The sequence below is a fragment of the Curtobacterium sp. MCBD17_019 genome (genome assembly GCF_003234555.1).
Classification (GTDB): Bacteria; Actinomycetota; Actinomycetes; order Actinomycetales; family Microbacteriaceae; genus Curtobacterium.
In genome coordinates this window covers 1-22908 of the sequence record NZ_QKTT01000013.1, presented here as the reverse complement: position 1 = coordinate 22908, position 22908 = coordinate 1, and the positions used below count along the sequence as shown (strand labels likewise).

Here is a 22908-nt window from a genome sequence, read left to right as displayed (position 1 = left end):
GGCCCCGGATGGAGCCACGCGACGTAGACTGGAGGGCTCATGCCGACCACCCCGATCGCGATCTCGTACCCGCCGGACCTGCCCGTGTCGCAGCGGCGCGACGACATCGCTGCCGCGATCCGCGACCACCAGGTCGTCATCGTCGCCGGCGCGACCGGGTCCGGCAAGACGACGCAGCTGCCGAAGATCTGCCTCGAACTCGGACGCGAGCACATCGGACACACCCAGCCACGGCGGATCGCGGCGCGGACCATCGCGGAGCGCGTGGCCGAGGAGCTCGGGAGCGACCTCGGCGACCTCGTCGGGTACCAGGTGCGGTTCACCGACAAGGTCTCGGCGAACACCCGGGTCAAGCTCATGACCGACGGGATCCTGCTCAACGAGATCCACCACGACCGCGACCTCCAGCGCTACGACACGATCATCATCGACGAGGCGCACGAGCGGTCGTTGACGATCGACTTCCTGCTCGGGTACCTGAAGCGGCTGTTGCCGCGGCGCCCCGACCTCAAGGTGATCATCACGAGCGCGACGATCGACCCCGCGTCGTTCTCCCGGCACTTCGACGGGGCACCGATCATCGAGGTCTCGGGCCGGACGTTCCCGGTCGAGATCCGCTACCGGCCCCTCGTCGCCGAGGACGGCACCGACGCCGACGCCGACGTGGACGCCGATCTCGACGAGGACGACGCACGCACCGGTGACGCCGGGCGGAGTAACCGCGTCGGCTCCCCCGACGACCGCGACTTCCTGCAGGGCATCACGGACGCGCTCGAGGAACTGGCGCGCGAGGAACCCGGCGACGTGCTCGTGTTCCTGTCCGGCGAGAATGAGATCCGCGACGCCCAGGACGCCATCGAGGGCAAGCGGTACCCGGGCACCGAGGTCCTGCCGCTGTACGGGCGGCTGTCCGCGGCGGACCAACATCGGGTGTTCCAGCGGAGCAGCACGCCGGGCGTCCGCAGGCGCGTGGTGCTCGCGACGAACGTCGCCGAGACGAGCTTGACCGTGCCCGGGATCCGATACGTCGTGGACACCGGCACCGCGCGCATCTCGCGGTACTCCCCACGTGCGAAGGTGCAGCGGCTGCCGATCGAGGCGATCTCGCAGGCGAGCGCGAACCAGCGGTCGGGCCGGTCCGGCCGCACGAGCCCGGGCATCGCGATCCGCCTCTACTCCGAGGACGACTTCGCCCGCCGCCCCGAGTACACGGACCCCGAGATCCTCCGCACGAACCTGGCCGCGGTGATCCTGCAGATGATCTCGCTCGGCTTCGGCGACATCGGCGCGTTCCCGTTCCTGCAACCCCCGGACTCGCGGGGCGTCAAGGACGGCCTCGACCTGCTCCGCGAGCTCCAGGCCGTGGACAAGCAGGGCGCGATCACCCGCACGGGCCAGCAGCTGACCCGGTTGCCGATCGACCCCCGCCTCGGACGCATGGTGCTCGAGGCGGGCCGGCAGGGCGTCGGCCGCGAGGTCATCGCGATCGTCGCCTCCCTGAGCATCCAGGACCCGAGGGAACGCCCGCTCGAGCAGCGGGCCCGTGCCGACCAGCTGCATGCACGGTTCTCCGATCCGACGAGTGACTTCCTGACCCTCCTGACGCTCTGGAACCACATCGAGGACCGGCAGACGGAGCTCAGCTCGAGTGCGTTCCGCCGCGAGGTCCGCTCCGAGTTCCTCAACTACCTGCGGATCCGCGAGTGGCAGGACCTGTACCGGCAGTTGTCACGGGCCGCCAAGCAGGTCGGGGTGCACGTCGGGACGGAACGCAAGGACGACCCGGACGCCGTCCACCGCGCGCTGCTGTCGGGCCTGCTCAGTCAGATCGGGTTGCGGGACCGCGAGAAACGCGACTACCTCGGTTCGCGCAACACCCGCTTCGTCCTGTTCCCCGGGAGCGTGCTGGCGAAGAAGCAGCCGGATGCGGTGATGGCCGCCGAACTCGTCGAGACGAGTCGCCTCTTCGCGCGCACGGTCGGGAGGATCGACCCGGCCTGGGCGGAACCGCTCGCCGGGGACCTCCTCAAGCGCACCTACGGGGAACCCCACTGGGAGAAGAAACAGGGCGCCGTCGTGGCCTACGAGCGCGTGACGCTGTTCGGCGTGCCGATCGTCGCGCGACGGCGCGTGCAGTACGCCCGCATCGACCCGGTGCACGCACGCGAGCTGTTCATCCGGCATGCCCTGGTCGAGGGCGAGTGGGACTCCCCGCAGGCGTTCGACCGGGCGAACCGCAGGCTCCGGAAGGAACTCGAGCAGCTCGAGGAGCGCACCCGCCGCCGCGACATCCTGCTCGACGACGAGCGCGTGTTCGACTTCTACGACGCCCGGGTACCCGCCGACGTCGCGACCACCCGGGGGTTCGAGGGCTGGTGGCGCCGAGAGCGCCGGGACCGCCCGGACCTGCTGACGATGCGCCGAGAGGACCTGCTCGACGAGTCCGCCGCCGAGGCTGCGCAGGACGAGTCCGAGTACCCGACGCAGTGGCGACAGGGCGACCAGCGTCTGGCGCTCCGCTACCGGTTCGAGCCGGGCGCCGAGGACGACGGCGTGTCCGTGCAGGTGCCCCTGCCGCTGCTCCCCCGCATGCGCGAGGACGGCTTCGACTGGCAGGTGCCGGGGCTGCGGAAGGAACTCGTGACGGCGCTCATCCGGGCGCTCCCGAAGCAGATCCGCAAGAACGTGGTGCCCGCGGCCGACTGGGCGGAGAAGCTCGTGGCGGTGCTGCCGGACGACGCGCCGGCCGAGCCGACCGAGTCGTTCCGCTCGACGCTCGCCGCGGCGATCCAGCGCATGGTGCACGTGCCGGTGACCGAGGCCGACTTCGACATGGAGCGCGTGCCACCGCACCTCCTGCCCACGTACACGGTCGTCGACGAGCGCGGCCGCCGCGTCGGGTCCGGCAAGGCGCTCGGGACGCTGCAGGAGCAGCTCAAGGAGCGGACGCAGGCGAGCGTCGCGCGGGCGGCGAGCCGTCCCTCCCGATCGGGAGGCGCGGCTCCGGTCCCCGGGACCGCGGAGCGTTCCGGACTCACCACCTGGCCCGAGGCCGACCTGCCCCAGGTGCTGGACACTCGCCAGGCCGGCGGCACGATCCGCGCGTACCCGGCACTGGTCGACGAGGGGAAGTCGGTGGCGGTCCGGCTGCTCGCGACGGCAGCCGACCGGGCGGTGCAGATGCCAGCGGGGGTCCGTCGACTCGTCATGCTCGCCGTGCCGAGTCCGGTGAGCTACATCCAGTCGCACCTGACCGCGCAGGAGAAGCTCGCCCTCGCGACGAGTCCGTACCCGTCGACGACGGCGCTCTTCGACGACGTCCTCGCGGCGGTGGTGGACGCCGGCGTGCGGCGACGGCACCCGGACGGGCTGGTGTTCACGCGTGCGGAGTTCGAGGCGACCCGGGACGCCGTGTCGGCGACCTCGGTGGACACCATGTTCGGAGCGGTGTCCGAGGTCGCGGCCGTCCTCACGGCGTGGCGTGGTGCCGAGCGCGCGTTGAAGGCCGCCACGTCGATGGCCCTGCTCCCGGCACTGACGGACATGCGGCAGCAGATGGAACGGCTCGTGTTCCCGGGCTTCGTCGCGGCGACGGGCATCGACCGGCTGCGTCGACTCCGCGTGTACCTGCAGGGTGTCGAGGCCCGGGTGGCGAAGCTCCAGCAGAACCCCGGCCGGGACCGTGCCTGGTTGCGGGACGTCGAGACCGCCACGACCCGGTACCTCGAGGCCGGGGGGACCTTCCCGCCGCAGCCCGGTGCGCCCGCCGAGCTCGTGCACGCACGGTGGATGCTCGAGGAGTTCCGGATCTCCCTGTTCGCCCAAGAGCTCCGGCCCGCCGAGACGGTGAGCCTGCAGCGGATCGCGAAGGTGCTCGCGTCGGTCTGAACCCCGATCGGCGTGCCGGGCGACCGGCCGTGTCGGCCGTTCTGGGGACCCGTGCCCCCCGTCGGAGCGCCGCCATGACCCCCGCTTTTTCCGGCATGTGTCCGCGTCTTTCGGGGGTGTTACGTCGGGCCGTGCGGTCACCGAGTCTTCGCCGCCGAGCGACTGTCCGGCCGTCCAGTCGGTCTAGCGTGATGAGCACGCCCGGTGGTCGGGCGGCGTCCGTGCGCGGACGTTGTCGAGCTCCGCTACGGGGAACGGAACCGAGATGGCCTTCGCACTGCACCGCTGGAATCGCGCCACACTGCTCGCGCGCCTCGAGGCGAACGAGGCGATCGACGACGCGTCCAGCATGGATCCCGCGCAGGCGGCGCGGGAGCGCCTCCGACTGCTGGCCGTCGGCGACCGGTTCGAGGCAGCCGTCATCTCCGACGACGAGGCGATCGCCGAGTTCCGTCGGCTGCGTGACGACGCTCGGCGCATCGCGGTGGGTCAACCGGTCCTCGACTGAGCGCGGACGCGTCCGCCTCGAAGCGTGCGAGCACGACCGGGGCGACCGAGCGGGCGGTGGTTCAGGGCGTCCGACCGGCCGCTCCGGTCGCGTCACCACGTGCGAGGCTGTCGGCATGCAGCACGACGAGCACCATGACCGGAACGCCTTGTCCTTCGGCGCCGTCGCCGACGTGTACGAACGGGGGCGCCCCGGCTACCCCGCCGAAGCGATCGCCTGGGTGCTACCGCCTGGCGCGTCGCGCGTGGTCGACCTCGGTGCCGGGACCGGCAAGGCGACGAGGGTGCTGACGACGCTCGCCGCCGAGGTCCTCGCGGTCGAGCCCGATCCCGGTATGCGTACTGCACTCGCGCGGGTGCTCCCGGACGTACCGGTGCTCGAGGGCACGGGCGAGGCGATCCCGCTGGAGGACGACTGGGCCGACGCCGTGGTCGTGGCCCAGGCGTGGCACTGGATGGACCCGGTCGCGGCGTCGCGGGAGATCGGCCGGGTGCTCCGGCCGGACGGCACGCTCGGGCTCGTCTGGAACCTCCGGGACGAGACCGTGCCGTGGGTCGCGCGCATGAGCGCCCTCATGCACCAGCCGGGTGAGCGCGTGATGGGCGTCGAGCACCCGGCGTTCGCGCCGCCGTTCGCCAGGCACGAGCGGCACGAGGTCCGCTGGGTGCACGAGCAGAGCCGGGAGGAGTTCCTGGCGATGGTGGCGTCCCGCAGCTACGTGAGCACGCTCGAGGCGGCGGAGCGCCAGGCCTTGCTCGGTCGGATCGAGGACCTCCTGGACGGTGACCCCGCGCTCTCCGGTGACGTGATCGCGGTGCCCTACGTGACCTACGCGCACCGCGCCTCCCGGTAGCGACGCCCGAGAACGAACACGCGGGAACGCGCGCGCACGGACGACGAGTGCGCGGTCGTCCGACCGCGCACTCGTCGTCGGCACGCGCCCCGGCGACGGGGAGACCCGACCGACGGGGACGCAGGGTCAGACCGTACCGCTCCGCATCGGGCCCGGCCGCCGCTCCCGGAGCCGGTTCGCGGTGACGAGCAGGGCGCCGGCGAGCACGAGGAGCAGCGCGCCGAGGCCGACCATGCCGACCGCGATGTCCGACCCGGTGAACGCGAGCTGCCCGACGGACACGACCGCGGCGACCGCTGTCCGGGCGACCGCGTCGTGGATGCCGAGCACGACGCCGTCGGGGTTCAGCGCCTCGACCCGGTACGAGTACGTCGTGTCGGGGTCGAGGCCGGTGAACACGGCAGTCGTGGCACCGGCACCGAGGGTGCGCGACGCGACCGCGTGGGCGAGGTCGCTGCTCGCGGAGACGACGATCCGGTAGGCCGTGGCACCGGGGATCGGCTTCCAGGTGGCCGTGAAGGACCCACTCGCCTTCGACGGGACCACGATCGGCTCGACCGTGTGGATCGCCGTCACGACGATCGCCGTCGTCGCCGACGAGGGTCCGTACGAGTCGTCGCCCGTGTACGCCGCCGCGACCGTGTCCGAGCCGGGCACGATGCCCGCGGTCGAGCACGTGGTGTGCGGGAGCGTCAGCGTGCAGAGCACCCGGTGGTCGACGCGCAGGGTGACCGTACCGGTGGCGTGCGCGGGCAGGCCACCGATCGTCAGGGTGACCGTGTCGCCCCACGTGGTGCTCGACGCTGCAGCGTGCACCGTGACCGCGGTCGCGGCCCGCGCCACGTGCATGGTGATGGGCGTGCCGGTCGAGCCGTCGTGATCGGCGTCACCCGAGTAGACGGGCGTCACCTGGTGTGTGCCGGTCGGCAGGTCGGTGACCGTGGTGCAGCTCGTCGCGCGCCCGAGTTGCACGGTGCAGAGGGTCGTGCCGGCGTCGTCGGTGAACGTGACCGTGCCCGTGGCGCCGGCGGGCAGCCCGGTCGGGGTCAACACCACGCCGGTGCCGTAGGTGGTGTCGATCGTGCCGAGGCCAGCGCCGCTGCCGCCGCCCGCGCCGCCGCCACCCGGGCCGCTCCCGCTGCCGCTCCCGGTCCCGCTGCCGCTCCCGGTCCCGGCGCCCGTGCCACCACTGCCCGGCACGACGGCGACGGCCGTGGGCGCCTTGGCGACCGTGATCGTCAGGGTCTGCGTCGCCGTGGCGGGCGCGTGGTCGTCGTCGCCCGGGACGAACGTCGTCGTCACCGTGTGGGTCCCGGCGCCCAGCGCGGCCGAGGTCGTGCACGAGAGCGCGGGGAGCTGCACGGAGCAGAGGACCTGGTGGTCGTCGTCGGTGAACGTCACGGTCCCGGTGGCACCCGGAGCGATGCCGGCGACGGTCAGGGTGACCGGCGTGCCGTGGACGGGATGGTCGTCGCTGACGCTCGCGGTGATGCTGCTCGACCTCGCGGCGACGACGAGCTGGACCGCCGGGCTCGTGCTGCCGACGTGGTCGGTGTCGCCCGTGTACGTCGCGGTGATCGCGTAGCTGCCCTTGTGCAGGGTCGACGGTGTGACCGTGGTGGCAGCTGCGCCGTCGCGCACGTCCGCCGAGCCGAGCGCCAGCCCGTCGCTCGTCGCCCACGTGACGGTGCCCGACGCACCGGCGGGCAGGTCCGTCACGGCGAGCGCGGCCGTGTCGCCGTAGTCTACGGAACTCGTGCTGCCGCCGTCGATGGTCGCCCCGATCGCCGTCGTGGCGCGCTGGACGACGAGCGTCACGACCGGGCTGTCGACGGCCTCGTGGTCGTCGTCGCCGACCCAGTGCGCGATGACCTGGTACCTGCCGGCGGTGAGGGCGGCGTCGGTGTCGATGCTGGGCCTCCCGGCCGTGGCCGTGCCGAGCACGGTGCCACCGGTCGTCGCGAACCGGATGACGCTGTCGCTGGCGGCGCCGCTCGGGAGGCCCGTGGCGGTCAGGCGCGCGGTCGTCCCGTAGGTCACGGTGTCGGCGTCGCTCGTGTGGCCGTCGGCCGTCACGCCGATGGCGGCGGTGGCCTTCGCCACGTGCACGGCGACCGGGTCGCTCGAACCGCCCACGTGGTCGGTGTCGCCGTCCCAGTTCGCGCTGACCGTGTGGTCCCCGGCGGCCAGCGCCGTCGTGGTGCACGAGGTCGCGGGCAGGTGCACGGTGCACAGCGGGGCGCCGCTCTCGTCGGTGAACGCGATGGTGCCGCGGGCTGCAGCGGGTGTGCCCGTCGCCGACAGGGTGAGCTCGTCGCCGAAGGTCGGGGTCGGGTCGCTCACGGTGGTGGTCATCGGGACGGCCTGTACCCGGTCGACCGTGAGCGTCGCGACGGACGACGTGCCGCCGGCGTAGTCACCGTCGGTCGTGCCGGCATAGGTCGCGACGATGCGGTGCGCACCGGCGTCGAGCGTGCTCGTCGGCGTGCAGGACGTGTCGGGCAGCGTCACCTGGCACAGCGCGGGCGCGTCGGCGGACCCGGTGTCCGCGGACGCGTCGCGGAACGACACGGTGCCCGCGGCGTCGGACGGGAGGCCCGTCACGGCGAACGTGGGGACGTCACCGTACGTCGTGGTCGCGGTGGTGTGACCGTCGACGGTCGTGGCCGAGCTCGTGGCTGCCTGGCCGACGTGCACGGTCGCGGTGTTCGTGGCCGTGGAGGCGGCGGTCGCGCCGTCGCCGGAGTACCGCGCGGTCACGACGTGGTCGCCGAGCGCCAGCGTGGTGGGCTGCGTGCACGAGGGCGTCGTGGTACTCGCGTCGGCGGTGCAGGCGGCGGTGCCGTCGACGAGGAACGTCACGGTCCCGGTCGCACCCGAGGGCAGCCCGGTCGCGCTGTAGGTCGGCTCGACGCCGACGCGCGTGGTCTGAGCGGGTGAGGCGCCGACGGTGAACGCCGAGGAGCGGAGCGCGACGTCGACGGACGCCGTGCCCGTGGACCCGGAGCGTGTGGTGTCGCCCGAGTAGGTCGCGGTCACGACGTGCGGACCGGCGGCGCTCTCGACGACGGAGCACGACGCGGTGCCGTTCGCGACGGGGACCGCCCTGCACACGGTCGTGCCGCCCTGCGTGAACGTCACGGTGCCGGTCGCGGCAGTGATCGTGCTGCTCGGGCTGCCGGTCGTGGTGACGGCGGCCGTCACCGTCGTGGCGCCCCCGGCCGTGATGGAGGCCGGCGAGGCCGAGACCTGGAGGGCCGTCGGGACGTGCGCGACCGTCGCGGTCGCGTGGGCGGACGCGGTGGTGAGGGCGTCGGTCGACGCGACGGTCGAGGTGATCGTGGCGGTCGTGCCGACGGCGCCGCTCACGGTGTACGGGATGTGGATCGCGGGGAGGGCGGTGCCGGGCTGCGTGCCGGCGGCCGAGGAGTCCGTGCACGCGACGGTCTGACCGCTGGAGTCGGACGGGTCCGTCGCGCAGCTCCAGGTGCCGTCCGAACCACCCGCAGCGTTCGGCGTCGCACCCGCGTCGAACCGGGTGGTGACCTTGACGAGGCCCTGCTCGGCACCGCCGCTCGAGGCGACGGCCGGCGTGACGGTGTAGGTGTCGCTGTCGCCGCGCTGTGGTGAGGGGTCCGACACGGACGCCGTGGCCGCGAGCTGCGGCACCGCGCCCGTGAGCGAGGTCGCGGTGAACTGGTTCACCTCGTGGACGTCGTAGGAGCCGCCGGTGGACCCGACCCACCCGTAGGTGAGCTTGTACGGGTACCCGGTCGACGGATCGATCCAGCTGGCGGGGAACGTGGCACCGGAGGTGGTCACGTTCGGCAGGGTGCCCATGAGGGTCTGCGGCCCAGCGGTGGCGCCGATCGAGTCGTACACGATCGCCCAGTTGCCCGCGGGGACGGCGGTGCTCGGCAGGACCGAGGTGCCGTTCGCACCCGTCATCCCCTTCGACATCACCGTCGCCGTCGAGGTGTTCACGACGATCTCGACGGGCACGTCCGCGTCCGTCCGGCTGGACACCGTGGCCTTGGTCAGGGCACCCGAGGGCTGGGAGCTCGCGATGTAGCAGTAGCCGACCGTCCCGTTGCCGGGGCCGCGGACGGTGACGTTCGCCTTGCCGTTCGTGGTGTTCGAGGCGACACCGGTGGTGCAGTTCGTCCCGCTGTACGTCGTGGTCTTGTAGTTGCCGTACGCGTCGAGTCCGAGCCCGAGGTACCCGTAGGGCAGGCCGCTCGCCGTCGAGCCGTAGTCGTGGTTCGCGCTGTAGCCGAGCGATCCACCGGTCGGACCGGTCTGGGTCGGCGGCTTCGGCGCGTAGGGGTCGGTGGCAGCGAGGTAGAACGCGATGCCGTCCGCGCCGTTGCCGCCGTACTGGTAGGAGTCGAACGTCACGTCGAGGCCCTGGGCGATCGGGACGGCGCCCTTGGCTCCCACGCCGCCGACCTTCGTCCCCGTCGCGTCCGTCAGGCGGAGCGCGCCGTTGCTGCTGTCGACGGCCGTGGTGGCGCAGCCCGGGACCGGGGTCTGCGACGTGTCCGTCCCCGCCGTGAGACAGGCGATGTTCGTCCCACCGGGCAGGGTCGGCTTCATGAAGGAACCCGAGTCCGCGATCGAGGGGCCCGTGAACGCCTCCTGCGCGTACTGCGTCGTCGCGGTCGTGGTCGCCGCCTGCGCCGCGGTCGTGGCGAGCCCGACGGACACACCGCCGAGCATGAGTGCGACGCCGAGCACGGCGAGGCGGCGGGCGGTCTTCGGGCGCGCGCGATGGCGCGCGGTCGCGGCAGCGAACACGGCGGCGGTCCTGTCGGATCAGGGGGTTCGGGTCGGCTCGGTCGCAGCGGCTGATGCCGGGGTTCCGAGTCCTCCCAACGTACTGACGCCGCTGGTTCCATTCACCTGCATCGAGACCCCCAGTGCGGGGCACGTCCCCCGTGTGGAGGACCGGGCGGGGTCACGGGAGCTGGTCGACCGCTCAGAGAACGGACGGCCCGGGTCTGAGCCCCGCTCACGCGGGCGCCGTTCCGGGTCCCCGCGGGCGATAGGCTCGACGGCGATGCGTCCGACGGTGCGGGACGTGGCCGCCCTCGCCGGGGTGTCGCCAAAGACGGTGTCCAACGTGATCAACGGCGGCGTTCCGGTGCGCCCCGACACCCGGCAACGGGTGGAGGCGGCCCTCGCCGAGCTCGACTACGTCCCGAACCTGTCGGCGCGGGGGTTGCGCAACGGCCGGTCCGGCACGATCGCGCTCGCACTGCCCGACCTCGGGACGTCGTACTCGGCCGAGCTCGCCCGTGCGTTCGTCGAGCTGGCGCGCGGGCACGGGTGGGCGGTCCAGATCGACCAGACCGGGTCGGACCCCGCGCGCGAGATCGACCTCATCTCGCGGGCGCGGGCCCACCTGGTCGACGGCCTCGTGCTCAATCCGGTCACCCTCGGCGAGAGCGTCGTGGCGAACGGGCGGGGTCTGCCGCCGACCGTCGTGATCGGCGAGGTCGAACCGCAGGACGTGGACCAGGTCCACGTGGACAGCTTCGCGGCCGGCCGCGACGTCGGCCGTCTGCTCATCGCCACCGGGCATCGACGGATCGCGCTGCTCGGCACCTCGGACGACTCCTTCCGCACCGCCTCGAGCGAGACCCGACACGAGGGGCACCGCGCGGCGCTCCGCGAGGCCGGCCTGCCCGAGGACCCGACCCTGTCGATCGCCGTCGGATCGTGGTCGACCTCGGCCGCCGCCGCAGCGATGTCCCGGTTCCTCGACCAGCACGGGTCGCCGGACGCCGTGTTCTGCTTCACGGACTCCATGGCGCTCGGTGTGCTCCACGTCCTCGCCGACCGTGGCGTCCGCGTGCCCGAGGACGTCTCGGTGGTCGGGTTCGACGACATCGAGGAGGCCTCGTTCGCGGTGCCGTCGCTGACCACCGTCTCGTTCGACAAGCGCGCGATCGCCGAGGCCGCCCTGACCGCGCTCGAACGTCGGATCGAGGACCCGGACGCGCCGCGGATCGTGCAGGTCGTGCCGCACCACATCGTCGAGCGTGCGAGCGTCGCCCCGCGCCGGGGCTGACACCCCCGCCGGATGAGCGGGCCGGCCGGCCGGGACGCGCGGCCCAGCGCGACCCCCAACGCTCGCCACCGTCGGCACGACGCGCCGACGGCGGCTTGTGGAGGCGAGTTACAACGATGTAAAACGGGAGCGACCACCACCACACGACGACGTGAGGACCACATCGCGCATGTCCACCGCAACCATCACCGTCGACCGCGAGTTCATCGTCGGTCCCGTTCCGCGCCGACTGTTCGGCTCGTTCGTCGAGCACATGGGCCGATGCGTCTACACCGGGATCTACGAGCCCGGCCACCCGAACGCCGATGAACACGGGTTCCGCCGTGACGTGCTCGACCTCACCCGCGAGATGGGCGTCTCGATCGTCCGCTACCCGGGCGGCAACTTCGTCTCCGGCTACCGCTGGGAGGACGGGGTCGGCCCCGTCGAGCAGCGTCCCCGCCGGCTCGACGGCGCCTGGCACACGGTCGAGACGAACGCCTTCGGTCTGCACGAGTTCGCCGCCTGGGCCAAGGATGCGGGGGTCGAGGTCATGGAGGCCATCAACCTCGGCACCCGCGGCGTCGAGGAGGCCCGTGCCATCGTCGAGTACGCGAACCACCCGGGCGGCACGGAGTGGTCGGACAAGCGTCGCGCCAACGGAGCCGAGGAGCCGTTCGACATCCGCGTGTGGAACCTCGGCAACGAGCTCGACGGCCCCTGGCAGATCGGCCACAAGACCGCCGACGAGTACGGCCGCCTGGCGCAGGAGGCCGGCAAGGCGATGAAGCTCGTCGACCCGACGATCGAACTCGTCGCGGTCGGCTCGTCGAACTCGCACATGCCGACCTTCGGGTCGTGGGAGTACACGGTCCTGTCGCACGCCTACGACGAGGTCGACTACATCTCGATGCACGCGTACTACCAGGAGCACGACGGCGACGCGCTGTCGTTCCTCGCGAGCGCGAACGACATGGACTACTTCATCGAGTCCGTCGTGGCCACGGCCGACGCCGTCAAGGCGAAGCGCCAGTCCTCCAAGGTCGTCAACGTCTCGTTCGACGAGTGGAACGTCTGGTACCAGCGTGGGCTCGAGACCGAGGACCAGCCGCACGTCGTCGGCAAGGCCCAGTGGCGCGAGCACCCGCGGCTCATCGAGGACCAGTACAACGTCACCGACGCGGTGGTCGTCGGTACCTTCCTCAACTCGCTCCTCCGCCACGGCGACCGCGTCACGATCGCGAACCAGGCCCAGCTGGTCAACGTGATCGCGCCGATCCGCAGCGAGGAGAACGGTCCCGCGTGGCGTCAGACCATCTACTGGCCGTTCGCCCGCACCGCGGAACTCGCCCGCGGGGACATCCTCCGCACCGTCGTCCGGAGCGACCGGTTCGCCTCGTCCCAGTACGGGGACGCCGACGTCGTCGACGCGAGCGTCACGTACGACGCCGACCGCGGCCGCGTCGCGGTGTTCGTCGCCAACCGCGGTCTCGAGGAGGCGTCGGACGTCACCGTGGCCCTCCGCGGCTTCACGGCCGGCCAGGTCACGCGTGCCGAGGTCCTGACGATCCCCGAGGGCGGGGACCGCTTCACCGCGAACACCGAGGCGGCGCAGGACGCCGTCGGCCTCACACCGCTGCAGGCGTCGGTCCAGGACGGCGCGCTTCGCACCACCCTGCCGCCGCTGTCGTGGGCGGTCCTGGAGGTCGAGGTCACCCAGGCCTGACTGGCCCCGGCTGGCCCCGGCTGGCCCCGGCTGGCCCCGGCCACCGTGCCGAAACCACCGGCCAGATCGCAGAACATGCCGCTCACGTTCACACGTGAGCGGCATGTTCTGCGATTTCGAGCTCCAGAGGACCGGGAGCCCGGAGACCGGTGGTCAGCGGCGAGCAGCCCCGCGCCCCGCGAACCGCGTGTAGATGAACAGCACGATGACCGCGCCGATGATCGACCCGATGATCCCGGCAGGCTGGAAGAAGCCGTCCATCGGGTCGTGCTGGAAGATGAGGAACCCGAGGAACCCACCCACGAACGAGCCGATGATGCCGAGCACGATGGTCGCGATGATGCCCATCGACTGCCGGCCGGGGATGATGAGGCGGGCGAGCGCACCGGCGATCAGGCCGATGATGATCAAGCTGATGATGAGACCGATCAAGAGGTCCTCCTGGTGTTGCGTTAGTCCGCTACGCCACGGCGGGTTCGCCGTAGCGGTGATCAGCACCTGAGTCAACTCCGAATCCGCCCGACGTGTTACGCCGCCGTGCGCGCGTCGGGTCAGCCGTCGCGGCGCAGCGTCGTGTTCGGGGCCTCGCCGAACTCGGCGGCGTAGGCCGCGGCGAAGCGTCCCTTGTGGCCGAATCCGTGGGCGCCCGCGATCTCGGCGACGGTGTCCGTGCGGTGGTCGGCCGCGAGCAACCGGTCCCGCACCATGCTGAGCCGAACGCGACGGAGGTACGTGGTGGGCGTCATCCCGTGCGTCCGGTTGAACGCCTCCTGCAGCCCGCGCATGCTCATCCCGGCCGCGGCGGCGACGTCGGTGATGCCGATCGGGCTCGTGGCGTGCTCGCGGATGAAGCGCTCGGCGGCAGCGACCCGGGCTTCCGCGGCCGTCCCGACCCCGTCGGGGTCCGTCGCCGGCACGACCGGCCAGTGCGGGAACGCGGCCAGGAGGCCCTCCGCAGCCGTCCGCGCCAGCGCGCGCTCCGCGTCGAGCGTCACGGTCGCGGGACCGCTGATGAGCGTCGCCGCGACCTGCCGCACCATGGCCCACCATGCCGAGCGCGCGTCACCCGTGGGGATGTGGTCGTGGTCGAACCCGAGCGGTCCCGGAGCCCAGCCCCCGCGTTCCGCCGCGACCTCCTCGACGATCGACCGATCCACGTGGAGCAGGTCCTTGTCGAAGCCGTCGTAGCGGAACGGGAACGACCCGGTCGGGTAGAGGACGGGTTCGCCCTCGGACACGTCGAGGCCCGCGATGGAGCCGCTGCCCTCCTTGAGCCACGCGACGACGTACTCGTCGGCCGACGTCTCGAGTTCGCCCGACACCATCCCGGTCAGCCGGGTGGACGCGAGCGACAGCAGTCCGGTCCCGGTGACGGTGTGTCGGAAACCGAACGGCCGGCCGTCGGCGTCGGCCTGGACGTCCCAGCCGACGGCGTGGTGCGTGGTCTGCAACAACACCCGCGCCTGCTCGACGTCCTGGCTCGTCGCGACCCTGCGCTCCCGGGTGATACGGGCGGTTCCTTCCATCGTCCGCTCATCATCACGGTGCTGTGCAGGGTTCGGCAATTCCGTACGCGCACTGTTCGGCCAGACTCCGTACTGCCCGCGCTCTTCGGATGATCGACCGGTCACCGGACCGTCATCGCGAGGACCGATCGCCCATCGGGAGCACCTGCGGCCAGGTCACTGCGGCTCAGAGGTCACCGCCGGGTCGACGGCGTCGAGCACGGCTCGGTAGGTGCGCGGATCGCTGAGGATCCGGAAGTGCCCGCCGACGGGCAAGCGCTCGTTCTTCGCCCCGACGAGGGCACTGCCCTCGGGGATCATCGTGTCGAAGACGCCGTAGACCGACGTGATCCGGCCGTTCGCGTGCACGTCCGCGAGGAGCGCGGCCAGGGTCGGGTCGTGCACCGAGAACGCCCGGAGCGTCGCGTTCGGCGCGAACCGTGCGTACGACGAGCCGCCGAACGGGGCCGACACGGCGACCATCCGGTCGACGCGACCACCGCCGTCCAGCAGGGTCATCGCGTACTTGCCGATCAGTCCGCCCTTGCTGTGGGTGACGAGGAGCACGTCGTGGAGGTCCTCGGCGCGGATCTGGTCCATCACGAGTCGGGCACCGGCGCGCACCGACTGCCGGTTGTGCCGCAACGCCGTCACGACGAACACCGGGTGCCCGTGATCGTGCAGCGCGTCCATGAGGGGCCGCATGAAGTGCCACGTCTCGTACACGCCCGGCACCACGACGATCGGCTGGCGGTCACCGCTCCGGTAGTCGTCGGCCGTCGTCGGCCCGAGGCTCCGCAGCTGCCACACCGCCGCGTACCACCAGTCGAGGAGGAACCATCGCGCGTCGCGCAGGTGCACGGCCAGGCGGGGAGGCGGGTCGGGCGTGCTCCGCGCCTCCCGGTCCCGCCACCCGGTCGCGCCCGTCACCGGAGCTGCCCCACGGTCTGGACGCGGATGAACTCGTCGACGATCGCCGCGACGGCACCGGGGTGGGCGTCCTGCACGTGGTGCGGTCCGGGCAGCTCGATGAACGCGGCTTCTCGCGCGACCCCGGCGACACGGGCGGCCCAGCCGCGGGGGGCGACCGGGTCCTCGGTGCCGCGCATCACGAGCACGGGGACCTCGAGCGCAGCGACCGACCGCAGCGTCGGGTACCGCATCATCACACGGAGCTCCCGCAGGTACGTCGGCATGCTCCGGAGGTAGTCGGTGAGGAGCGTCGCGTTCATCGCCGGCCGCTCGCGGATGCCGTCGACCGCGAGCGAGAACCCCTGCTGCAGGAGCGTCCGCCGCCGGTCGTCGATCACCGGGCCGATGAGCCCCACCGAGGTCACGAAGCCCGGGTCCTGGAGTGCCATCCCGACGACGACCTGCGTGCCCATCGACTGCCCGATCGCCAGACACTGCTCGACGTCGCAGGCGCGGAGCGCGGTGATGACGAGTCGGGCGAGGTCCTCGATCTCGAGTCGGCGATCGGGAGACGGGGAGTCGGCGAAGCCGGGCAGGTCGACCGCGATCGTCCGGTACGAGCGCGAGAGCACCCGCTGCACGCGCTTGAACGACCGGTGCGACATGCCGATCCCGTGCACCAGGACGATCGTCGGCGCCAGGGTGTCCCGAGCACGGCCGGCGGGGGCCAGGGTGCGGAGCCGGAGGACACACCCTTCGACGTCGACGGTCTCGACGAGTGGGCGCATGGAGATGACGCTACGCGGCACGCCCGACGGGATGACCATCCGCGACATCAGCGTCGTCCTCGGCGTCTCCCACCAGCGCGTGCATCAACCGCTGCACGTGGAGGAGCACCAGCCGTCGCGCGTCCTGAGCCCCGGCGGTCACTCCCGCCGAACGCGGGTCGCCAGGTGCAGCGCCAGCCGGGTCTCGGGATCGGCGAGGTCGACCGCGAGCAGCCGCTCGACGCGTGCGATGCGGTCGGCGACGGTGTTGCGGTGCACGCCGAGCACGGCGGCGGTCTCGGCGAGCGACGACTCCGCGTCGAGGTAGGCGGCGAGGGTGACCCGGAGTGCGCCGCCGCCGCGCTCGAGCGGTGCCAGCAACTGCTCCGCGGCCGGGAGGAACGTGTCGGTCTCCGTCCACGCGAGCAGGAGCTGCGCGAGGCCGAGTCGGTCCACGTGGACGAAGTGCCCCGACTCCGGCCGGCCACCGGCGAGCCGGGCGGCATCGGTCGCCTCGCCGAGGGTCCGGACGAGCCCGACGAGCCCCGCTTGCACGCTGCCGACGCCGACGGCGGTGTCGAGCCCGGGGCGGAGCGCCGCCTGCGCACGGCGGACGGCGGTGGCGACGGCACCGATCCGCAGGTGGTCCGGTTCGTCGAGGTCCGACGTCCAGAGCGCCCATCCATCACCTTGTTCGACGACGTCGACCTCGAGCCCGGCGGCCGCCATGGCGACCTCGACCTCGCCGCGGAGGGCGACCTGGTCGACGGGGTGCCGGGTGACCACACGGATGCCGACGTGCCAGGCGTCGAGCTGCCACCCCGCCGCGAGCGTCCGCTGCACGAGGCCCGGCTCCGGGCTGCCGTCCGCCGCGCGGAGCTCGTCGAGCATCGCGGTGCGGTAGCGGGCGTCGCGTTCGTCGTCGAGCCGGGTGAGCACGAGCCGGTGTCCGACGGCGACCGCGGCCACCCGGAGCGCCACGGCCATCGTGGTGCGCTCGGCTCGGACCGGCGCGGTGAGCCCGACGCCGAGCCACGCCCGCGCGCCGATGCCCGTCCCGACGGGGACGAGCACGAGGGTCTCGTCGCCGTCCGTGACCGTGATGGGGTCGCTGCCGCCGGCGGCGCGGGCGAGCATCCGCACGGCCCCGGCGCCGACCCCGGGTCCGCGGAGCGGCCGGCCGGCGGCGTCGAGGAAGCGCACGGGTGCGCCGAGCTGGCGGTCGAGCTGCCGGAACAGGTCGTCGAGGTCGGGTCCGGCCTCGAGCCCGATCCGCGCGACGGCCACCGCGGCACGGGCTGCCGGGGCCTCTCCCGTGCCGACGAGTTCGTGCAGGCGGACGGAGGTGGACCACGCGTCGTCCGTGGCGAGCACGGCCACACCGAGGCGGTCGGCGAGCGCACGGGTCCCCGGGCCGGGCGTCGGGGCGGAGTCCGGGACGGCGGCGGGGTCCGGCCGGACGACGAGCGTGCGGACCCCGACGCCGGCGGCGCGCCGCAGGAGGACGTCGAACCGCGCGTCGAACCGGGCGACCGGTGTCAGGAGCACCACGGCGCACCCGTCACCGCCGGCCGTGCCGGAGAGCTCGCGACCGACGACGTCCACCGCTCCGACGAGTCCGAGCACCCGCGCGACACCGGGGTCGTCCGGCCCCGCGAGGAGCCGGACCTCGGACGTGGCGGTCGACAGCATCGCCAGCAGTTCGCGGAGCGGGATCACCGCACGCCCGCCGGTTCGGGCACGACGTCGGCGTCCACCCCGTAGGCCCGGGGCGCGACGCGGCCGAGTCGCACGGGATCGGCCCACCACCAGTCGGCGCCGGGCAGCACGAGCACCGCGAGTTCGTCCCCGGTGCGGATGCGATCCGCCGCGACCGGGTCGAGCGACCGGGCGTCGACCACGACGATGAGGCTCGGGGTGCTCGCGACGGGCTCGCCGTCGACGAGGCAGTGCACGTACTCGCTCCCGGCCTCGATCCGGGCGACCGCACCCGTGCGGGTGTCCACGATCGCGGTGGTGCTGTGCACGAACGCCATGGCGTCACCCGCGCGGTCGACGTCGACGACGCGGCCGAGGGCGACGACCCGCCCGCCGACCGCCCGCGCCAGGGCCTCGGGGTCCGCGGCAGCGGCGAGCGCCCGCCCCGTCCGCAGGGCACGTGTGACGCTCCCCGCAACGGCTCGTGCACGCAGCGCGGCGATGGGCACCGGCCCGATCGCGAACGCGGCCCAGCCACCGCTGTGGGACACGGCCTCACGCCAGACGGTCTCGAGGTCGCCGGGACTCGGCGCGTCGACGACGATCCGGAGGCCGCTGCTCGTGGCTGCGGCCGCGGTGACCGGCAGTGCTCCGGCGGCGAACAACGTGAGCTGGTCGAGGCGGGGGGTCGCCCGGCCGACGAGGTCGGCGTCGACGAGCGGCCGCCCCACCAGGTGCGCGGTGAGCGCGGCCGCCGGCCCGGTCACGCCGCCGATCTGGGCCGGGAGGACCGCGTCGGCACGGTCGCCCGTCCAGCGTTCGACGGCGGCGAGCGCGTCCGGGAGCTCGCGGCCGCTCGGCATCTTCTCCTCGAGCACGGTCGTCGAGCCGACGAGGCCCACCGCTGCGACCCGTTCGAGTCGGGGGTCGTCCAGCGACAACACGGGGACCCCGAAGCCGGGGCCGACGCGCCGGATGGCGCTGACGGTGTGGTCGACGCGACCGCCGCCACCGCAGCCGAGCAGGGCGGCACCACGCCCGAACGCGGGCACGTCGCCGGCCTGGAGGCGCGTCACGCGCTGACCGTGCCCGTCGCCTCCGTCCATGGCTCCATGCTCCCATCGGGCGCCGCGTCCGCCCCCGCCGCCGAGCACATCGGTGGACGCACGTCCCCGACGGCCCCCTGTGGATGGAGCACCTCGACGGGCGTGAACGCGTCGTCGAGCCCGAAGCAGGCCGGCCCGAACACGGCCAGCGCCTCGGGCGTGCGCATGAGCGCGGGCGTCGACACGCCGACGACGCGGACCCGCTGCCCGTACCGGAGCCGTTCGGTGGTGATCGGTTCCGCGGTCTCGGCGTCGAGCACGCAGATGAGATCGGGGACGACGGCGAGGAGCTCGTCACCGCGACGGGCGACGAGGTTCTCGTTCTGGAACACGATCTCGACGTCGCCGGCCGCGCCACTGATCGTCGCCCGTCCACGCGCGAACCCCTCGACCGTGCGCCGCTCGACGTCGACGACCTTGCCCTCGTGCAGCTCGCGCAGGTGCGTGTAGATGGTGCGGGAGAACGCGGCGGCGAGTTCCGTGACGGGGTCGCGATGAGCCTCCCGTGCGTGCCGGACGGCCCGGCCGACGGCGAGCGCGAGCGACAGGGTCCGCGGGACCGCGGTGTCGCGCACCTGCCGGCCGGTCATGGCGTACTCGGCGATGTAGGCGACGCCGCCGAGCCGGATCGTGACGCCGCGCGCGAGCCACTCCATCTGCCGGTTGTCGTGCCCGGTCTCGATCACGACACCGTGGCCGCGCTCGTCACTGATCGCGAGCGGCGATCCGGGCACGCCGTACACCGAGAACGTCTCCATCTGGAGCTCGGGGAACGCGCGCCCCATGCCGTCGGCGTCGACGACCGGGAGGCCCCCGGTCGCGCCGACGAGGAGGGGGATCATCGAGTTGATGCCCCCGCACTCGATGGGCATCGTGGCGGTCGCGGTGCGTCCCAGGTGCGCCTCGAGTCGCCGCAGGGCGCCGAGGGGTTCCGGGCCGGCCGGGATGCGTTCGAGCACGACCGTCGGGGCGCCCATCTGCGCGGTGGGGATCACGAAGGCGTCGTCGTCGAGCTCGTCCGGGTCGAGGATCGTGACCGGGCCGTGCTCCTGCATCGCGGCGCGGACGAGCAGCATCCCGATGGTCGGGTCCCCGCCGCCGCCCGTGCCGAGGAGCGCGGCGCCGCGGGCGAGGTCCGGGAGGTCCTCGATGCCGAGCTGCCAGCTCACGCGCGCACCCCCGGGCTCGTCGTGCCGTCGAAGCGCACCGCGTCGAGGTCGTACCCGAAGTACCGCGGACCGGCGAGTTCGAGCGCTGCGGGGCTGTGCCAGCGCGGGTCCGCCGGCGCGGTGACGATGCGGACCCGGGCGCCGAAGCGGAGCCCCTCGGTCGTGATCGGCTCCCCCGTCTCGGCGTCGAGCGTGATGACGAGGTCCGGTGTCGTGGCGCGGGCGCGGCCGTCCACCTCGACGAACAGGTGCTCGTTCTGGAACCGGAGCACGGCCTCCCGTCCGGTGTCGTCCGCCATCCCGGCGATGTGGGCCGTACCGCGCGCGAACCCGGTGACGGTCTTCCGCTCGACGTCGGTGACCTTGCCGGCGAACACGACCTGGCCGCCGAGGACGTCGGCGACCGCGGCGACCGGGTCCTCGTTCGCGGCACGCGCGTCGACGAGGGCCTCGCCGAGCCGGACGCACAGCGACAGGCTGCCGCGGACGTACGACTCCTTCATCTCCGCGCCGGACATCGCGTACTGCGACGTGATCGCCGAGCAGCCCATCTCGACCGTGGCGGTGCGGGCCAGCCGTTCCGCCCAGCGGTTGTCGATCGTGTCGAACACCGCGGTGTTGCCCTTCTCGTCGGACAGGGACATCGGCGTCGCGCTGATGCCCGACAGCGTCGGCAGGACCATCTGGACCTCGGGGAACGCACGACCCATGCCGTCGCCGTCGACGAGGGGGAGACCGAGCTCCGCGGCGGCGACGATCGGCGTCGTCGAGTTCACCCCGCCGACCTCGATGCAGGCCAGGTGCGTGGGCGTCACGCCGCGGTAGGCGGCGAGGCTGCGCACCGCCTCGGCGAACTGCGTGGCGGACGGCAGCTTCTCGACCATGACCGTCGGCGCGCCGATCATCGCGACGGCGAGCACGACCGCGTCGTCGGGCAGGTCCTCGATCTGCACCACCGGGACCGGCCCGTGCTGCCGGACCGCGGCCTCCGCGAGCAGGCGGCCGATGTAGGGGTCACCACCACCGCCCGTGCCGAGGATCGCGGCGCCGCGGGCGAGCGCCGAGCAGTCCTCGCCGATCACGGTGAGCGGAGCGACGGGCGTGGTGTCGATCGCGCTCATCGGACGAGCGCCCCGAGTGCGAGGTCGCCGACGGCCTTGGCGCGGATCCGTGTCGCGTTGCCCGGCAGGTACGGGATCGGGACCTCGTCGAAGTCGACGATGTCGACCGTGGACGGGTCCGCACCGGCCGCGATCGCCCGGTCCACGGCCTCCTGACGGGCGTCGTCGACGACACTCGCCCGCTTGCCCTCGCTGATGGCGTAGACCTTGTCGATCTCGCCGCTCACCTGTGCGATCGCGGCGCCGATCGCGTTCGCGACCGAGAAGTGCTCGGGCCGGTGCACCACGCCGAGGCCCTCGAGCTCGTCGGGCAGCAGCACCGAGCCGCCGCCGACCGCGACGACCGGCAGGGGCGCCGAGGAGGTCCGCATCCGCTCGACGACGTCGGCGACGCGGGCGGCGATCACCCCGAGCGCGCGCTGCGCCACGGCGTCGGACACCCCGGCGACGAGCGAGGCGTCACCGATCACGCCGCGGCCGCCACGGACGGCGACGTCGGTCGCGGTCAGGGTCGTCCCGCCGAACACGAGCGCCTCCTCGGCGAGCCGGTAGCCGACCGAGTCCGGGCCGACGAGGGCGCCGTCCTCGCGGATGCGGGACCCGCCGCCGATGCCGATGGACAGGACGTCCGGCATGCGGAAGTTCGTCCGGACCCCCGCGACCGCGACCTCGCCCGTGGCCTCGCGCGGGAACCCCGCGGTCAGGACCCCGACGTCGCTCGTCGTCCCACCGACGTCGACGACCGCGCATGTGTCGAACCCGGACAGCACCGCGGCGCCGCGCATGGAGTTCGTCGGGCCGGACGCGAAGGTCGCCACCGGGTAGCGACGGGCGTACTCGACGTCCATCAGGGTGCCGTCGTTCTGGCTGAGGAACAGCGGGGCGTCGATGCCGCTGCCGGTCACCGACGCGGCGAGGCCGTCGACGATGCGCTCGGCGAGTTCGCGCAGGGCGGCGTTGATGATCGTGGCGTTCTCGCGCTCGAGCAGTCCGATGCGGCCGATCTCGCTCGACAGCGAGAACGCCACGTCCGGACCGAGCTCGGCGGCCATGATCTCCTGCGCGCGCTGCTCGAACTCGTCGTTGATCGGCGAGAACACCGACGAGATCGCCACCGACCGGATCCCGGCGGCACCGATCGCCGCCGCGTGCCGCCGGAGTTCGTCCGGGTCGAGCTCCGAGATCGTCCGACCGTCGAACTCGTGGCCGCCGTGCGCCAGGAACGGTCGTGCGCCGACCGCGCCGACCAGGTGCTCGGGCCAGTCCGTGAACGGCGGCAACGACGCGGTGGCCGGCAGCCCGAGCCGGACCGCCGCGGTCGGGGCCAGTCCCCGCGCCTCGACGAGGGCGTTGATGAAGTGCGTGGTGCCGATCATCACGCCGTCGATGTCCTCGGACGTGAACGCCCGCTGCTCCTGCAGGCCGGCGAGCGCGGCGACGATGCCGGACGTGACGTCCGCGCTCGTCGAGCGCTTCACCGCCGCGGCGACCGTGCTGCCGTCCATGAGGACCGCGTCCGTGTTCGTGCCGCCGACGTCGATGCCGATGCGCATGGGGTTCCCTTCGGTGGTGCTGGTGGTGCGTGGGTGGTGCGGGTGGGCGG

At 72.9% G+C, this 22908-nt stretch carries 15 protein-coding genes; 5 read left to right on the top strand and 10 right to left on the bottom strand.

What is annotated here, in order from left to right:
* Positions 1-39: 39 nt before the first annotated feature.
* The 3 genes from hrpA to DEI82_RS12290 all read left to right on the top strand — a co-directional run bounded on the left by hrpA (position 40) and on the right by DEI82_RS12290 (position 5249).
* Positions 40-3888, top strand: coding sequence for an ATP-dependent RNA helicase HrpA (hrpA, locus tag DEI82_RS12300; protein ID WP_111036989.1), 3849 nt, complete (start codon positions 40-42; stop codon positions 3886-3888).
* 265 nt (positions 3889-4153) lie between these two features.
* Positions 4154-4396 (top strand): hypothetical protein, encoded by a 243-nt coding sequence (locus DEI82_RS12295; protein ID WP_111011163.1) that lies wholly within the window; start codon positions 4154-4156, stop codon positions 4394-4396.
* 115 nt (positions 4397-4511) lie between these two features.
* Complete coding sequence (locus tag DEI82_RS12290; RefSeq protein ID WP_111037143.1) at positions 4512-5249, top strand: class I SAM-dependent methyltransferase; 738 nt, start codon at positions 4512-4514, stop codon at positions 5247-5249.
* 126 nt (positions 5250-5375) lie between these two features.
* On the opposite strand, the gene DEI82_RS12285 is transcribed toward DEI82_RS12290, so the two are convergent.
* Positions 5376-10046, bottom strand: coding sequence for an Ig-like domain repeat protein (locus DEI82_RS12285; RefSeq protein ID WP_111036987.1), 4671 nt, complete (start codon positions 10044-10046; stop codon positions 5376-5378).
* A gap of 262 nt (positions 10047-10308) precedes the next feature.
* Between DEI82_RS12285 and DEI82_RS12280 the strand changes: the two genes are divergently transcribed.
* Both DEI82_RS12280 and DEI82_RS12275 read left to right on the top strand, forming a co-directional pair.
* Positions 10309-11322 (top strand): LacI family DNA-binding transcriptional regulator, encoded by a 1014-nt coding sequence (locus tag DEI82_RS12280; RefSeq protein ID WP_111036985.1) that lies wholly within the window; start codon positions 10309-10311, stop codon positions 11320-11322.
* Positions 11323-11491: 169 nt separating this feature from the next.
* Positions 11492-13027 carry an alpha-N-arabinofuranosidase gene (locus DEI82_RS12275; RefSeq protein ID WP_111036983.1) on the top strand — a complete coding sequence of 512 codons (1536 nt, stop codon included), beginning with the start codon at positions 11492-11494 and terminating at the stop codon, positions 13025-13027.
* A gap of 153 nt (positions 13028-13180) precedes the next feature.
* Here the strand turns inward: DEI82_RS12275 and DEI82_RS12270 are convergent, their stop codons facing one another.
* The 9 genes from DEI82_RS12270 to DEI82_RS12230 form a co-directional block, all read right to left on the bottom strand.
* Positions 13181-13459: a GlsB/YeaQ/YmgE family stress response membrane protein gene (locus tag DEI82_RS12270; protein ID WP_111011159.1), complete on the bottom strand. Its 279-nt coding sequence runs from the start codon at positions 13457-13459 to the stop codon at positions 13181-13183.
* 119 nt (positions 13460-13578) lie between these two features.
* On the bottom strand, positions 13579-14553 hold the full coding sequence (locus DEI82_RS12265) for an AraC family transcriptional regulator (RefSeq protein WP_111036981.1): 975 nt from the start codon (positions 14551-14553) through the stop codon (positions 13579-13581).
* Between the two features lie 156 nt (positions 14554-14709).
* Positions 14710-15462 carry a triacylglycerol lipase gene (locus DEI82_RS12260; RefSeq protein WP_258372053.1) on the bottom strand — a complete coding sequence of 251 codons (753 nt, stop codon included), beginning with the start codon at positions 15460-15462 and terminating at the stop codon, positions 14710-14712.
* Entirely contained in the window at positions 15459-16232 is a 774-nt protein-coding gene (locus tag DEI82_RS12255) for an alpha/beta fold hydrolase (RefSeq protein ID WP_181434934.1), read from the bottom strand. Before DEI82_RS12255 ends, DEI82_RS12260 begins: the two co-directional genes overlap by 4 nt.
* Positions 16233-16370: 138 nt before the next feature.
* Entirely contained in the window at positions 16371-17930 is a 1560-nt protein-coding gene (locus tag DEI82_RS12250; protein WP_258372052.1) for a CdaR family transcriptional regulator, read from the bottom strand.
* Positions 17927-19015, bottom strand: a complete 1089-nt coding sequence (locus DEI82_RS12245) for a DUF917 domain-containing protein (protein ID WP_111026326.1) — start codon at positions 19013-19015, stop codon at positions 17927-17929. Before DEI82_RS12245 ends, DEI82_RS12250 begins: the two co-directional genes overlap by 4 nt.
* On the bottom strand, positions 18982-20184 hold the full coding sequence (locus DEI82_RS12240) for a DUF917 domain-containing protein (protein WP_111036977.1): 1203 nt from the start codon (positions 20182-20184) through the stop codon (positions 18982-18984). Before DEI82_RS12240 ends, DEI82_RS12245 begins: the two co-directional genes overlap by 34 nt.
* Positions 20181-21305 (bottom strand): DUF917 domain-containing protein, encoded by a 1125-nt coding sequence (locus DEI82_RS12235; RefSeq protein WP_111011154.1) that lies wholly within the window; start codon positions 21303-21305, stop codon positions 20181-20183. Before DEI82_RS12235 ends, DEI82_RS12240 begins: the two co-directional genes overlap by 4 nt.
* Positions 21302-22858: a hydantoinase/oxoprolinase N-terminal domain-containing protein gene (locus DEI82_RS12230; RefSeq protein ID WP_111011153.1), complete on the bottom strand. Its 1557-nt coding sequence runs from the start codon at positions 22856-22858 to the stop codon at positions 21302-21304. The genes DEI82_RS12235 and DEI82_RS12230 overlap by 4 nt, the downstream gene beginning before the upstream one ends.
* Between the last annotated feature and the right edge of the window lie 50 nt (positions 22859-22908).